This window comes from Pseudomonas peradeniyensis, from assembly GCF_014268935.2.
GTDB lineage: Bacteria > Pseudomonadota > Gammaproteobacteria > Pseudomonadales > Pseudomonadaceae > Aquipseudomonas > Aquipseudomonas peradeniyensis.
Map to the genome: position 1 here is coordinate 253,796 of NZ_JABWRJ020000002.1, position 14,453 is coordinate 268,248.

A 14,453-nucleotide genomic window follows, 5' to 3' on the forward strand; every position below is an offset into this window, starting at 1 on the left:
GATACTGACCAATGGTCGTAGGGCGTGGACATGGTTGACGCAAATCAATGGGGCTACCATGTAGGACGTGGTCGGACGGCTGATCCGCCGTTCGCCGCTCGATGTTCATGAGGCCGCAGGCCAGGAGTACAGATGAACTTTCACACCCGCAAATGGGTAAAACCCGAAGACCTCAACCCCAACGGCACCCTGTTCGGTGGCAGCCTGCTGCGCTGGATCGACGAGGAGGCGGCGATCTACGCCATCGTCCAGCTGGGCAACCAGCGCGTGGTGACCAAGTACATTTCCGAGATCAACTTCGTCAGCGCCTCGCGCCAGGGCGACATCATCGAACTGGGCATCACCGCCACCGAGTTCGGCCGCACCTCGATCACCCTCAAGTGCGAAGTGCGCAACAAGATCACCCGCAAGGCGATCCTGACCGTCGACAAGATGGTCTTCGTCAACCTGGGCGAGGATGGTCAGCCGGCGCCGCACGGGCGGACCGAGATCAAGTACATCCAGGATCAGTTCCCGGACAGCGCGGTCGAATAAGCGCTGAAGCGTTCGTGGGAGTGGCGGTGCGCCGATGCGACTTGCCCCGCGATGGTGCCGGCAGGATCAATATCGATGCCTTTGCTGACGTCATCGCGGGGCTAGCCCGCTCCCACGCGACTACTCGGGTTGTGTGCTGACCTTGCGCACCACCTTGCCGACCGTCAGACCCTGCACCAGGATCGACGACAGCACCACGATGTAGGTGATCGACAGCAGCAGGTCACGCTCATCGCCCTGTGGCAGCGACAGTGCCAGTGCCACCGACACGCCACCACGCAGGCCACCCCAGGTCAGCACGCGGATGGTGCCCTGCGGCACGGTCCGCCAGCGGCGCAGCAACACGATGGCCGGCGCCACGGTCAGCAGGCGCGAGGCCAGCACCGCCACCGCCAGCACGCCACCGGCCGCCAGGTGCAGCCAGTTGAACGGCAGCAGTAACAGCTCCAGGCCGATCAGGGCGAACAGCAGGGCGTTGAGCATGTCGTCGATCAGTTCCCAGAAACCATCCATGTAGCGGCGGGTCATGTCGTTCATCGCCAGGTTGCGCCCCAGGTTGCCGATGATCAGGCCGGCCACCACCATGGCGATCGGCGCCGACACATGCAGCTCGTAGCACATGGCCGAGCCGCCGATTACCAGCGCCAGGGTCAGCATGACCTCGACCTGGTACTGCTCGACGCTCTTGATCATGCGGTAGGTGGCATAGCCGATCACCCCGCCGAACACCACCCCGCCAATGGCCTCGCGGGCGAACAGCAGGGCGGTGTCGGACACACTCGGCGTCTCGCCCAGCTGGATGATACCCAGCAGCACGGTGAATACCACCACCGCGGTGCCGTCGTTGAACAGCGACTCGCCGACGATGGTGGTCTTCAGCGGCTTGGAGGCGTTGGCGGTACGCAGCGCGCCGAGCACGGCGATCGGGTCGGTCGGCGAGATCAGCGCGCCGAACAGCAGGCAGTAGATCAGCGGCACGTTCCAGCCGAACAGGGCGAACACCCAGTGCGCCAGGTAGCCGATCACCACGGTGGCGATCAGCACCCCGATCGTGGCCAAGAGGCCGATCGGCCAGCGGTAGCTGCGCAGGTCGGCGAGGTTGACGTGCAGGGCGCCGGCGAACAGCAGGAACGACAGCATCCAGTGCATCAGCAGGTCATTGAAATCGATCTGGTTCATCAGGCCTTCGACGCGCTCTTCCAGACCAGGGAAGCCGATCAGGCTCAGGCCCTGCAGCATCAGGGAGAACAGCAGTGCGGTGACCATCACGCCGATGGCCGGCGGCAGGCCGATGAAGCGGTAGTTCACATAGGTGAGGAGGGTGGTGAGGCAGATAAACGCGGCAACTAATTCAAGCATCCCGAATCCTGTAACAGTGGCTTCCAAGTCGTTTCCCGAGTGACTCGGGCAGTTCTTTGATGACCTGGCGCGGGGTTCGGGACACACCTTATGACCAGTTTTGTCGGAATCGTTCCTCAAGTCGGACGGCAGGCGCTCCCACGATGCCTACAAGCAACAGCAAACCGTTATAGTGCGAAGTGTCGCCTGGTCTTTGCGCAAGGAATCCCGCGTGTTGGCAACCTCCCTGGTACTGGTCGCAGCCCTGCTCCACGCGACCTGGAACACCCTCATCAAGTTCAGCGGCGAACGCCTTCTGGTGATCGCCAGCATGGACCTGGTGGCCCTGGTCTTCGCCGTTCTGGCTGTGGCGTTCGTCGAGTTTCCCCCGGCCGGCATCTGGCCCTGGCTGCTGGCATCGGCACTGGCCGAGCAGCTCTACCGTTACCTGCTGATCAAGGCCTATCGTGTCGGCGACCTGGGGCTGGTCTATCCGTTGATGCGTGGTTTGTCGCCCTTGGTCGTGCTCGGACTGACCCTGGCTTTTGCCGGTGAGTCGCTCAGCCAGCAGCAGATCATCGGTATCCTGCTGATCCCCTGCGGCATGGCCTGCCTGTTGTGGCAGGGCGGTGGCGGTGATCGCCTGCCCTGGTCGATGCTGCCGGTGGTGGCGCTGATCGGCTTGTGCATCGGCTGCTACACCTGGTTCGACGGTCAGGCCGTGCGCCTGTGGGGCAAGCCCTGGGATTACCTGGTGTGGCTGACCCTGCTCAGTGCCTGGCCGTTCCCGCTGCTCGCCGGGGTGGCACGTCGGGGGCCGTTTGCCCTGTTCTGGCGCACCCAGTGGCGCCTCGGGCTGGCGGTGGGGTTGTGCGTGCTGCTGAGTTACGCCCTGGTGCTGTGGGCCATGCACCTGGGGTCTGTGGCCGAGGCGGCGGCGCTGCGCGAGCTGAGCGTGATCCTCGTGGTGCTGCTGGGCATGCGCTACCTTAAAGAACCTTTTGGCGGGCCGAGACTCCTAGCTTGCGGGCTGGTCCTGGCCGGCATGCTGGTGATGAAACTGTGAACCGATCCTCTGTGAACAAGGAGTCCTGTAGATGACCGTTGCCCTGTGGTGCATTCTCGTTGCGCTGGTCCTGCCGCCGCTGTGCGCATTGATCGCCAAGCTCAGCAGTGGGTATTTTGGCCTGCGCGCCAATCACGACCCGCGTGCGTTCCTGGACAAGCTCGAAGGGTTGCCTCGGCGTGCCCATGCTGCCCAGTTGAACGGCTACGAAGCGTTCCCCGCGTTTGCTGCGGCGGTTCTGGTGGCCGACATCGTCGGCAATGCCGAGCAGGTGACCCAGGATGTGCTGGGAGTGGTGTACATCACCAGCCGGCTGCTCTACATCATCTGCTACCTGGCGGACTGGGCGGTGCTGCGTTCGCTGGTGTGGTTCGTCGGGATGGCGCTGATTGTGTCGTTCTTCGTCGTATCGATTTGAATGCATCGCGGGGCAAGCCCGCTCCCACGCAATCATCGTGGGAGCGGGCTTGCCCCGCGATAGCGCCTGTCAGGGTGCTTTCGGCACTTCGGGCAAAGGCTGGCCCTTGGGCCACAGCATCCAGATCTGCCCCTGCTGCTTCATGTTCCCCGCCAGCTCGCCGGCCTCGGGTCCGGTGCCCCAGAACAGGTCCGCGCGCACTTCGCCGGTGATGGCGCCACCGGTGTCCTGGGCGCCGACCGGGCGTACCACCGGGCTGCCGTCCGGGCGGGTGGTGGACAGCCAGAGCAGGCTGCCCAGGGGGATCACCTTGCGGTCGATCGCCACGCTGTAACCCGCGGTCAGCGGCACGTTGAGCGAGCCGCGCGGTCCCTCGTTGCTGTCCGGGCGGGTGCTGAAGAACACGTAGCTCGGGTTGCTGGCCAGCAGCTCGGGCACACGCTGCGGGTTGGCCTGGGCCCAGGCGTGGATGCTGCCCATGGTTACCTCTTCCTTCGGCAACTGCCCCTGCTCAACCAGCCAGCGGCCGATTGGGCGATACGGATGACCGTTCTGGTCGGCGTAGCCCAGGCGCAGCTGGCGGCCGTTCTCCAGCTGGATACGGCCCGAGCCCTGTATCTGCAGGAACTGCAGGTCCATCGGGTCGGTCAGCCAGGCCAGTACCGGCGCCTTGGCGCCGTCGCGGTTGATCACCTCGGCGGTGTCGTAGGGCTTGAGCACCCGCCCGTCGAGGCGTCCGCGCAGGCGCTTGCCCTTGAGCTCGGGGTACACGCTGGCCAGGTCGACCACGATCATGTCCTCGGGCACGCCATACACCGGGACATGCGCGCTGTCGGTGCGGGCCAGGCTGCCGGGGTAGACCGGCTCGTAATAGCCGGTGATCAGGCCGTTGGCGCTGTTCTGCGCCGAGCGCAGGCCATAGACCTGGAGATTCTGTTCGAGGAAGGTGCGCACCTGGGCGGCATTGGCCGTGGCCGAGCCCGCTGCTTCGCAGGTGGCGGCCCACACCGGGGCGCGCTTGAGCTTCTCGCAACCGCTGCGCCAGGCGTAGAAGCCGGCCAGCAGGTCGTCGTCGCTGACCTGGGGCAGGTCCTTGAAGGTGGCTGGCACGTAGGTGGCAATGGCGTGGGGTTCGGGCTTGGCGCTTTCGCCGCCGTTACAGCCGGCCAGGAGCGCCAGGGCGGGCAGTGCCCAGGCGAAATGGCGCAATGCAGATTTCATGTCGTCGATCCTGTAGGGGGCGAAGCATGAAGATTCACCCCTGTTTTCTGTGTGGCTATTGGTCTTTGCCTGCGGGGCGGCGATACTGGCCGCCCGTTTTCCTGGCCGAAGAGACCGTGATGTTCAAGCGATTGACCGTAGTACTGCTCGCCGCCCTTGCCCTGAGTGCCTGTGACGGCGTTGATCCCAACTCGCCGCTGGGCCAGCGCAAGGCGATCTTCAAGCAGATGCTCAAGACCAGCGAAGACATGGGCGGCATGCTGCGCGGGCGCCTGCCTTTCGACGGCGCGAAGTTCGCCGATGGCGCGGCGAAGCTGGACAGCCTGGCCCACGCGCCGTGGCAGCATTTCCCGCAGGTGCGCGATGCGGGCGACAGCAGCGCGCGGGCCGAGGTCTGGGAGCGTCAGGCGCGATTCCAGGACCTGGCCCGGCAACTGGAGGGCGTCACCGGCGAGCTGGTCGCGGTCACCCGTACCCAGCCACTGGACGCGGCCCAGGTGAAGGTGCCGATGGACAAGGTCGAGGCGGCGTGCAAGGCCTGTCATAGCGAGTTTCGCAATCACTGAGCGAATGGGCTGTCTTGGGCGCCGGCTCGTGGGAGCGGGCTTGTCCCGCGATGGCGTCGGATCGGCCAGTGACGTTGCCTGGGCTGACGTCATCGCGGGGCAAGCCCGCTCCCACGGTTCGCACACATGAGGCCGTCAGGCTAGCGCTCGAGCTCGTCCACGGCCTCCTGCAGCTCCTTCTTCGCCTCGGCCAGCTTGTCCTTGCGCTTGTTGATCTTCTCCGCGTCGCCCTTCTTCATGGCCTTGTCCAGGTCCTTGGTGCGCTGGTTCACTTCGTGGCGGGCGTCGAGCACCTTCTGCTCGCGCTCCTTGCGCAGGCCGGCATCGGTGCAGTGTTCGGTGACTTCGCTCAAGGCCTTTTCCAGGCCCGCCTGCTGGTCGCTGTTGCCATGGGCGCGGGCTTGTTCGATCTGTTCGCTGATGGCCTGGCGCTTGGCCGCGCAACCGGTCAGGCCCGGCTGCTCTTCGGCGGCCAGCAGCGGGCTGGCGGCGAAGCCGAGCAGGGTGGACAGGGCGAGGGACGAAAGCAGTTTCATCGGGGGCTCCATTCGGGGCTGGGCAGCAGAAAGCGAAATGCTGCCCTGATCCGCGCAAATTAGAAACCCTCGATTGCATGGGCGCGCAGGTTTCGGGCCAGCTCCTGAACCCGCTCGTGGGCGAAAAAAGCCTGCAATTGCTCTGCTCGACCAGGCCCGACGCCAGGTTCGGCAAGCCATTGCTCGATGTTTCTGGATGCCAGTGTGTGCCAGTCGGGGCCCATTTGCAGGCTGGACGGTGCGGGTACGCCGAGGCCTCGTAGCCAACGCTGGAAAGGCTGGCGGCGGGCTTGGGCGAAAGCAGTCTGCAATTGCCTGGCTCGAGCCTGGGCGATCCCAGGTACCTTGAGCAATTGGTCCTGTTCGAGGCTCAGCCAATCAGTCAGTTGCACGATATGGCCACTCTCGACGAGGTGCTTCCAGGTTTCGGCTCCCAGGCCTGGCAGGTCGAGGCCCTGTTTGCCGCCCAGCCAGGCCAGGCGGGCAAGGAACTGCTGCTGGCAGTCCTTGTCGGCCTGCCAGCAACTGAGAGCGTGATAGGTCGCCGGATCCGGAGCCTGCACGATGGGGCGTCGCGCGGCACGATGCACCACGCTTTCTAGACGTGGAATGGTCAGGCCGGCCAGGCTGACCGCTATCTGGTCACCAGGGCGAATGTCCAGCTGTTTCCAGCGCGCCAGCGAGCCGAGACTGAGCTGGCTGATCCGGCGGTCGTCCAGGGTCACCGGTTGTAACAGCAGCAAGGGCGTGATGCGCCCGGTACGGCCGATTCGGAACTGCACATCCCTGATCTGCGCCAGCGCCTGGGCGAACGGATACTTCCAGGCAGCGATCCAGTAGGGTGCCTGGGCGCGCCAGCGCTGTGCCGGGGGGCGACTGTCCTGGCGCAGGATTACGCCGTCGCTGGCGAAGGGCAGGGGCGAGCGGTACCAGTGCTGACGCCAGCGCGTCGCCTCGGCAACGCCCTCGATGGCCACGCTCAAGCGCTGGCTGTCGGGAAAGCCAAGCACTGCCAGGCGTGCCAGGCGCTCGGCCTGGTTATCCGGGCCGTTGGGCCAGTCCCAAACGAACAGCCCGATGCCCGCGCCTTGTTCCTCGGTCATCCGTTTGCGCGCCAGCAGCCCGGCGACGGTGCCGCGAGCATTGGCACTGCCTGCCTCGGCCTGCACATGGTCGTCCAGGCGCCAGTACAGTTCGCCCTGGAACACCGCGTCCAGCGGTTGGGAAAGTTGCCGCGCGATGCCGCTCAGCATGGGGATGTGCCGGCTCCAGTCGTGCCCCTGCGTGCCATCGCCACGGCTGAGCAGACCCGTCAGTTGGCCCTGGCGATAGATCAGCGACACCGCGACGCCGTCGACCTTCGGCTGCATCCACACGTCGCGTTTGCCCTGCAACCATCGGGCTACAGCCTGCTCGTTGGCAAGCTTGTCGACACCGGTGTGGGGGATGGGGTGAGGGGTAGTGCCGCGGGCGTTCGCCAGCGGCGCTTCGTCGTGGGAAAGGCCAAAGCAGGCTTGAAGTTCCAGAAGGTGCTGGCGGCTTTGGTCATAGAGTTCGTCGGCCACCAGGGCGATACCCTGGCGATGGTATTGGTCGTCCCAGTGGGCGAGGGTGGCGCGCAGCCGTGCGACTTCGGCTTCAGCCTGCGCGGTGTCCCAGGGCGGGCACGCACTTGCCTGGGCGACGCAGTGGTGCAACAGCAGCGCTATGACTATCAGCAGCAATGGCATGGCCGGCATCCTTGCAAGGCGGGAAGGAGTCCTCAGCCTAGGCGGGTGACGGCGTGGGCGACGGTGGGCATTTGTCAGCCCATATGTCACAAAAAAGCCCCCGCCGATCACTCGGCAGGGGCTTTCCGTTACTGCTGTAGGAGGCTTACAGGCCAGCGGCGTCGCGCAGGGCGGCGGCGCGGTCGGTGCGCTCCCAGGTGAAGGTGGTGAAGGTGTCGTCGCCGACGGTCTTCTGCTGCGGCGTACGGCCGAAGTGACCGTAGGCGGCGGTTTCCTGGTACATCGGATGCAGCAGGTCGAGCATGGTGGTGATGGCGTACGGACGCAGGTCGAAGCACTCGCGCACCAGCTGCACGATCTTGTCGTCGGAGACCTTGCCGGTACCGAAGGTGTTGATCGAGATGGAGGTCGGCTGGGCTACGCCGATGGCGTAGGACACCTGGATCTCGCAGCGCTCGGCGAGGCCCGCGGCAACGATGTTCTTGGCCACGTAGCGGCCGGCGTAGGCGGCCGAACGGTCGACCTTGGACGGGTCCTTGCCGGAGAACGCGCCACCGCCGTGGCGGGCCATGCCACCGTAGCTGTCGACGATGATCTTGCGGCCGGTCAGGCCGCAGTCGCCCACCGGGCCACCGATGATGAAGTTGCCGGTCGGGTTGATGTGGTACTGGGTGTCCTTGTGCAGCAACTCGGCCGGCAGGGTGTGCTTGACGATCAGCTCCATCACCGCTTCCTGCAGGTCTTTCTGCGACACTTCAGGGTTGTGCTGGGTCGACAGGACGACGGCATCGATGCCCACTACCTTGCCGTTTTCATAGCGGCAGGTGACCTGGGACTTGGCGTCCGGGCGCAGCCATGGCAGCAGCTTGGACTTGCGCGCTTCGGCCTGGCGCTCGACCAGGCGGTGCGAGAAGCAGATCGGCGCCGGCATCAGCACGTCGGTTTCGTTGCTGGCGTAGCCGAACATCAGGCCCTGGTCGCCGGCGCCCTGGTCTTCCGGGCGCGAGCGATCGACGCCCTGGGCGATATCCACCGACTGCTTGCCGATGATGTTCATCACGGCGCAGGTGGCGCCGTCGAAGCCGACATCGGAGCTGTTGTAGCCGATGTCGATGATCACTTTGCGCACCAGCTCTTCCAGGTCGACCCAGGCCGAGGTGGTGACTTCACCGGCGATGATGGCGACACCGGTCTTGACCAGGGTCTCGCAGGCCACGCGGGCGTACTTGTCCTGGGCGATGATGGCGTCCAGCACCGCGTCGGAGATCTGGTCGGCGATCTTGTCCGGATGCCCTTCGGACACGGACTCGGAGGTGAAAAGGGAGTATTCGCTCATCTCGATGGGTTCCTGAAATTTACCGATGTTGTATGTCGCCAGTGGTCCGCTGGAAATGCCGGACCTGGATCTGGAAACCGTTACGCAAGCCCACGTAGAGGCTGTCCCCGGGGGCCAGCCCTGCCGCGTTGGCCCAACGGGCCAGGTCGTCCTGCTCGAAGCCAAGCCACAGGTCGCCGCAGGCTTCGCGCGCCCACCCCTGGTCATGGCTGCACAGCTCGGTGACCAGCAGGCTGCCGCCCGCCTTCACCCGTCTGGCCAGCAGGCGCAGGGCCTGGGCCGGATCACTGAAATGGTGCAGGACCATGTTCAGCACAACGCAGTCGGCTTCCACATCCGTTGCACCCAGTGCATCGGCCAACTGCAGGTTTACGTTACTCAATTCGTTGCGCTCGCAGACCTGGCGGGCCAGCTCGAGCATGGTCGGGCTGTTGTCCATGGCCGTGACCTGCTCGAAACGCCTGGCCAGGTCGGGCAGGAAACCGCCGTCGCCGGGGCCGACCTCCAGGGCGCTGGCACCGGCCTCGAAGCTCAGCTTGTCGAGCAGCGCCAGCAGGCTTTCGCGGTACTGTGGCAGGCCGGCGATCAGGTCCTGCTGGGCGCGGAACTTCTCTTCCACGCGCAGGAAGAAATCCTGGCTGGTGGCGGCGCGACGCTGCTGGACCTGGGCGATTCGGGCCTGTACTTCTTGAGGTAGGGCGAGGTCGTCGACCTCCTCGAGCAGCGCCGAATGCAGGCGACCGCCCAGGCGCTGGCTGTCGGGCAGGGCGCGGCGGTAGAAGATCGCGTTGCCTTCGCGGCGGGTCGCCACCAGCTCGGCCTGGGCCAGCACCTTCAGGTGATGGCTCATGCCCGACTGGCCGATGTCGAAGATCTGCGCCAGTTCCAGCACGCCGAACGAATCGTTGGCCAATGCGCGCAGCACGTTCAGGCGCAGGGGGTCGCCGCCGGCCTTGCACAGGGCGGCCAGCTCATCGCTGCGTTGTGGGGTGATGGGCGCATTGAGGTTCATGGGGCGGGAGTCTAGACAGGGGATGCTGTCGTCGCAATAGCAATATCAAAAAGTTTTGATATTGCCTGACCGATGGCCTCGTGGGGCTGATCGTGGGAGCGGGCTTGCCCCGCGATAGCGCTCGCCCTGGTATTTCCTGCGTCCAATCTGACGCAATCGCGGGGCAAGCCCGCCCCCACTACCCCGCTTTTCTACTCTTTTCCCAGCCAATCACAGGAAAAAAGCCCGACTGCGACCATACGTCATTGCCCCCGGCCCCCCCTGTGGGCGAAAATGGCCGCCTTTTTTCGCTTCACCACCTATTTCAAGCCCCAGGAGACTCAGCGATGCCCAGCCGTCGTGAACGTGCCAACGCCATTCGTGCCCTCAGCATGGATGCCGTGCAAAAGGCCAACAGCGGCCACCCAGGTGCCCCCATGGGTATGGCGGATATCGCCGAAGTGCTTTGGCGCGACTATCTGAAGCACAACCCGAGCAACCCAAGCTTCGCCGACCGCGACCGTTTCGTGCTGTCCAACGGCCACGGCTCGATGCTGATCTACTCGCTGCTGCACCTGACCGGCTACGACGTCACCATCGACGACCTCAAGGCCTTCCGCCAGCTGCACAGCCGCACCCCGGGCCACCCGGAGTTCGGTTACACCCCGGGCGTCGAGACTACCACCGGCCCGCTGGGCCAAGGCCTGGCCAACGCCGTGGGCTTCGCCCTGGCGGAAAAAGTGCTGGGTGCCCAGTTCAACCGTGAAGGCCACAACATCGTCGACCACAACACCTACGTGTTCCTCGGCGACGGCTGCATGATGGAAGGCATCTCCCATGAAGTCGCCTCGCTGGCCGGCACCCTGGGCCTGAACAAGCTGGTTGCCTTCTACGACGACAATGGCATCTCCATCGACGGCGAAGTCCACGGCTGGTTCACCGACAACACTCCGGCGCGCTTCGAGGCCTACAACTGGCTGGTAATCCGCAACGTCAACGGCCACGACGCCGACGAGATCAAGACCGCCATCGAGACCGCGCGCAAGAGCGACCGTCCGACCCTGATCTGCTGCAAGACCATCATCGGCTTCGGCTCGCCGAACAAGCAGGGCAAGGAAGACTGCCACGGTGCACCGCTGGGCAACGACGAAATCGCCCTGGCCCGCAAGGAACTGAACTGGAACCACGGCCCGTTCGAAATCCCGGCCGACATCAAGGCCGAGTGGGATGCCAAGGAAGCTGGCGCCAAGGTCGAAGCCGAGTGGAACCAGCGCTTCGACGCCTATGCCGTTGCCTTCCCGGAGCTGGCCAGCGAGCTCAAGCGCCGTCTGAGCGGTGAGCTGCCGGCTGATTTCTCGGAGAAAGCCGCTGCCTACATCGCGGAAGTTGCCGCCAAGGGCGAAACCATCGCCAGCCGCAAGGCCAGCCAGAATGCGCTTAACGCCTTCGGTCCGCTGCTGCCAGAGTTCCTTGGCGGCTCCGCCGACCTCGCCGGCTCCAACCTGACCCTGTGGAAAGGCTGCAAGGGCGTCGAAGCCAACGATGCCAGCGGCAACTACGTGTTCTACGGCGTGCGCGAGTTCGGCATGACCGCCATCATGAACGGCGTCGCCCTGCACGGCGGCCTGGTGCCTTACGGTGCCACTTTCCTGATGTTCATGGAATACGCCCGCAACGCCGTGCGCATGTCGGCGCTGATGAAGCAGCGCGTGATCCACGTCTACACCCACGACTCCATCGGCCTGGGCGAAGACGGCCCGACCCACCAGCCAATCGAGCAGCTGACCAGCCTGCGCAGCACGCCGAACCTGGATACCTGGCGTCCGGCCGACGCGGTGGAATCCGCCGTGTCCTGGAAAGCCGCCCTGGAGCGCAAGGACGGCCCGTCGGCGCTGATCTTCTCGCGCCAGAACCTGCAGCACCAGACCCGCGACGCCCAGCAGATCGCCGATATCGCCCGTGGCGGTTACGTGCTCAAGGACTGCGCCGGCGAGCCTGAGCTGATCCTGATCGCCACTGGCTCCGAAGTGGGCCTGGCCGTTCAAGCCTTCGACAAGCTGACCGCCGAAGGCCGCAAGGTCCGCGTCGTTTCGATGCCTAGCACCAGCGTGTTCGACGCCCAGGACGCAGCCTACAAACAGTCGGTACTGCCGCTGGAAGTTGGCGCGCGTATCGCCATCGAAGCCGCTCACGCCGACTTCTGGTACAAGTACGTCGGCCTCGAAGGCCGCGTGATCGGCATGACCACCTACGGCGAGTCGGCCCCGGCCAGCGCGCTGTTCGAGGAGTTCGGCTTCACCCTGGACAACATCCTGGGCACCGCCGAAGAGCTGCTGGAAGACTGATGCACCTGGGAGGCCCTGTGCCTCCCGTCTGATCGCGGGGCAAGCCCGCTCCCACAGGGTCTTTGCAGTCCCCTGTGGGAGCGGGCTTGCCCCGCGATGGTCGTTCAACGCACTTGTCCCGTGAGTATCGAATGCCCCACCCGCGTCCCTACAAAGTTGCACTCAACGGTTACGGCCGCATCGGCCGCTGTGTCCTGCGCGCACTGTTCGAGCGGGGGGCGAAGGCCGGTTTCGAGATCGTCGCGCTGAACGACCTGGCCGACCAGGCCAGCCTGGAATACCTGACGCGTTTCGACTCCACCCACGGGCGCTTCCCCGGCGAGGTGAAGGTCGACGGCGACTGTCTGCATATCAATGGCGACTGCGTGAAAGTGCTGCGCAGCGCCACCCCGGAAGGCATCGACTGGGCCGCCCTGGACATCGACCTGGTACTGGAATGCTCCGGTGCCTACCACACCCGGGCCGATGGCCAGCGCTTCCTCGATGCCGGCGCGCCGCGGGTGCTGTTTTCCCAGCCCATGGCCAGCGAGGCGGACATCGACGCCACGGTGGTCTACGGCGTCAACCAGGATTGCCTGACCGGCAGCGAGCTGCTGGTGTCCAACGCCTCCTGCACCACCAACTGTGGCGTGCCGCTGCTGCGCGTGCTGGACCAGGCTTTTGGCATCGAGTACGTGCAGATCACCACCATCCACTCGGCGATGAACGACCAGCCGGTGATCGACGCCTACCACCACGAAGACCTGCGCCGCACCCGTTCGGCGTTCCAGTCGGTGATTCCGGTGTCCACGGGCCTGGCCCGGGGTATCGAACGCCTGCTGCCGGAACTTGCCGGGCGAATCCAGGCCAAAGCGGTACGCGTGCCGACCGTCAACGTCTCGTGCCTGGACATCACCCTGCAGACTTCCCGCGATACCAGCACCGAGGAAGTCAACCGGGTGCTGCGCGAGGCCGCCCTGGACGGCCCGCTGAAAGGCTTGCTGGCTTACACCGAGCTGCCCCACGCCAGCTGTGATTTCAACCATGACCCGCATTCGGCCATCGTCGATGCCAGCCAGACCCGCGTCTCAGGCCCCCGCCTGGTGAACCTGCTGGCCTGGTTCGACAACGAATGGGGGTTTGCCAACCGTATGCTCGACGTTGCCGAACACTATCTGCACGTCGTACACCCAACCCGCAGCAAACAGCCCTGAAGGACTGCATTCATGACCGTGTTGAAGATGACCGACCTCGACCTGCAAGGTAAGCGCGTACTGATCCGCGAAGACCTCAACGTCCCTGTGAAGGACGGTGTGGTGGCCAGCGACGCGCGTATCCTGGCAGCGCTGCCGACCATCAAGCTGGCCCTGGAGAAGGGCGCGGCGGTGATGGTCTGCTCGCACCTGGGCCGCCCGACCGAAGGCGAGTTCTCTGCCGAGAACAGCCTCAAGCCGGTTGCCGCCTACCTGAGCAAGGCCCTGGGCCGCGACGTGCCGCTGGTCGCCGATTACCTCGACGGCGTTCAGGTTCAGGCCGGTGACCTGGTGCTGTTCGAAAACGTGCGCTTCAACAAGGGCGAGAAGAAGAACGCCGACGAGTTGGCGCAGAAGTACGCCGCCCTGTGCGACGTGTTCGTCATGGACGCCTTCGGTACCGCCCACCGCGCCGAAGGCTCCACCCATGGCGTCGCCAAGTTCGCCAAGGTCGCCGCCGCTGGTCCGCTGCTGGCAGCCGAGCTGGATGCCCTGGGCAAGGCCCTGAAGGCCCCGGCCAAACCGATGGCCGCCATCGTTGCCGGCTCCAAGGTCTCCACCAAGCTGGACGTGCTGAACAGCCTGAGCGCGGTCTGCGACCAGCTGATCGTCGGTGGCGGCATTGCCAACACCTTCCTTGCCGCCGCCGGTCATCCGGTCGGCAAGTCGCTGTACGAACCTGACCTGGTCGAGACCGCCAAGGCCATCGCCGCCAAGGTCAGCGTGCCGCTGCCGGTGGACGTGGTGGTCGCCAAGGAATTCGCCGAGAGCGCCGAAGCCACCGTCAAGGCGATCGCCGACGTGGCCGCCGACGACATGATCCTGGACATCGGTCCAAAGACCGCCGAGCAGTTCGCCGGGTTGCTGAAGACCTCGAAGACTATCCTGTGGAACGGTCCGGTCGGTGTGTTCGAGTTCGACCAGTTCGGCAACGGCACCAAGGTCCTGGCCAAGGCCATCGCCGACAGCGCCGCGTTCTCCATTGCCGGTGGCGGCGACACCCTGGCGGCCATCGACAAGTATGGCGTGGGTGCCGATATCTCCTACATTTCTACCGGTGGCGGCGCGTTCCTCGAGTTCGTCGAGGGCAAGGTCCTGCCTGCCGTGGCAATCCTGGAAGAGCGGGCCAAGGCCTGAGCG

General features: G+C 65.2%; 13 protein-coding genes. 7 read left to right on the forward strand and 6 right to left on the reverse strand.

What is annotated here, in order from left to right; genetic code table 11:
- Positions 1-132 precede the first annotated feature (132 nt).
- Complete coding sequence (locus HU751_RS10615) at positions 133-534, forward strand: acyl-CoA thioesterase (RefSeq protein WP_050707228.1); 402 nt, start codon at positions 133-135, stop codon at positions 532-534.
- A gap of 120 nt (positions 535-654) precedes the next feature.
- Here HU751_RS10615 and HU751_RS10620 read toward each other — a convergent pair whose 3' ends face one another.
- Complete coding sequence (locus HU751_RS10620) at positions 655-1,893, reverse strand: cation:proton antiporter (protein ID WP_186733337.1); 1,239 nt, start codon at positions 1,891-1,893, stop codon at positions 655-657.
- Between the two features lie 211 nt (positions 1,894-2,104).
- On the opposite strand from HU751_RS10620, the gene HU751_RS10625 reads away from it, so the two are divergent.
- Positions 2,105-2,938: an EamA family transporter gene (locus HU751_RS10625; protein WP_186733338.1), complete on the forward strand. Its 834-nt coding sequence runs from the start codon at positions 2,105-2,107 to the stop codon at positions 2,936-2,938.
- A gap of 31 nt (positions 2,939-2,969) precedes the next feature.
- Positions 2,970-3,356, forward strand: a complete 387-nt coding sequence (locus tag HU751_RS10630) for an MAPEG family protein (protein WP_050707225.1) — start codon at positions 2,970-2,972, stop codon at positions 3,354-3,356.
- 69 nt (positions 3,357-3,425) lie between these two features.
- Here the strand turns inward: HU751_RS10630 and mltA are convergent, their stop codons facing one another.
- Positions 3,426-4,577 (reverse strand): murein transglycosylase A, encoded by a 1,152-nt coding sequence (mltA, locus tag HU751_RS10635; protein ID WP_186733339.1) that lies wholly within the window; start codon positions 4,575-4,577, stop codon positions 3,426-3,428.
- Positions 4,578-4,696: 119 nt separating this feature from the next.
- On the opposite strand from mltA, the gene HU751_RS10640 reads away from it, so the two are divergent.
- Positions 4,697-5,143: a c-type cytochrome gene (locus tag HU751_RS10640; protein WP_186733340.1), complete on the forward strand. Its 447-nt coding sequence runs from the start codon at positions 4,697-4,699 to the stop codon at positions 5,141-5,143.
- Positions 5,144-5,283: 140 nt separating this feature from the next.
- Here HU751_RS10640 and HU751_RS10645 read toward each other — a convergent pair whose 3' ends face one another.
- The 4 genes from HU751_RS10645 to HU751_RS10660 form a co-directional block, all read right to left on the reverse strand.
- The gene (locus HU751_RS10645; protein ID WP_186733341.1) at positions 5,284-5,679 is read right to left on the reverse strand and encodes a DUF1090 domain-containing protein; all 396 of its coding nucleotides are present in this window, start codon (positions 5,677-5,679) and stop codon (positions 5,284-5,286) included.
- Positions 5,680-5,738: 59 nt separating this feature from the next.
- Complete coding sequence (ligB, locus tag HU751_RS10650; RefSeq protein ID WP_186733342.1) at positions 5,739-7,409, reverse strand: NAD-dependent DNA ligase LigB; 1,671 nt, start codon at positions 7,407-7,409, stop codon at positions 5,739-5,741.
- Positions 7,410-7,554: 145 nt separating this feature from the next.
- Positions 7,555-8,745 (reverse strand): methionine adenosyltransferase, encoded by a 1,191-nt coding sequence (metK, locus tag HU751_RS10655; protein ID WP_186715851.1) that lies wholly within the window; start codon positions 8,743-8,745, stop codon positions 7,555-7,557.
- 19 nt (positions 8,746-8,764) lie between these two features.
- Positions 8,765-9,757: an ArsR/SmtB family transcription factor gene (locus tag HU751_RS10660; protein ID WP_186733343.1), complete on the reverse strand. Its 993-nt coding sequence runs from the start codon at positions 9,755-9,757 to the stop codon at positions 8,765-8,767.
- Between the two features lie 326 nt (positions 9,758-10,083).
- Between HU751_RS10660 and tkt the strand changes: the two genes are divergently transcribed.
- From tkt to HU751_RS10675, 3 genes are all read left to right on the forward strand, one after another.
- The gene (tkt, locus tag HU751_RS10665; protein ID WP_186733344.1) at positions 10,084-12,081 is read left to right on the forward strand and encodes a transketolase; all 1,998 of its coding nucleotides are present in this window, start codon (positions 10,084-10,086) and stop codon (positions 12,079-12,081) included.
- Between the two features lie 131 nt (positions 12,082-12,212).
- Positions 12,213-13,274: an erythrose-4-phosphate dehydrogenase gene (epd, locus tag HU751_RS10670; protein WP_050707217.1), complete on the forward strand. Its 1,062-nt coding sequence runs from the start codon at positions 12,213-12,215 to the stop codon at positions 13,272-13,274.
- A 12-nt stretch (positions 13,275-13,286) separates the two neighbouring features.
- Entirely contained in the window at positions 13,287-14,450 is a 1,164-nt protein-coding gene (locus tag HU751_RS10675; protein ID WP_186733345.1) for a phosphoglycerate kinase, read from the forward strand.
- The last annotated feature ends 3 nt before the right edge of the window (positions 14,451-14,453 follow it).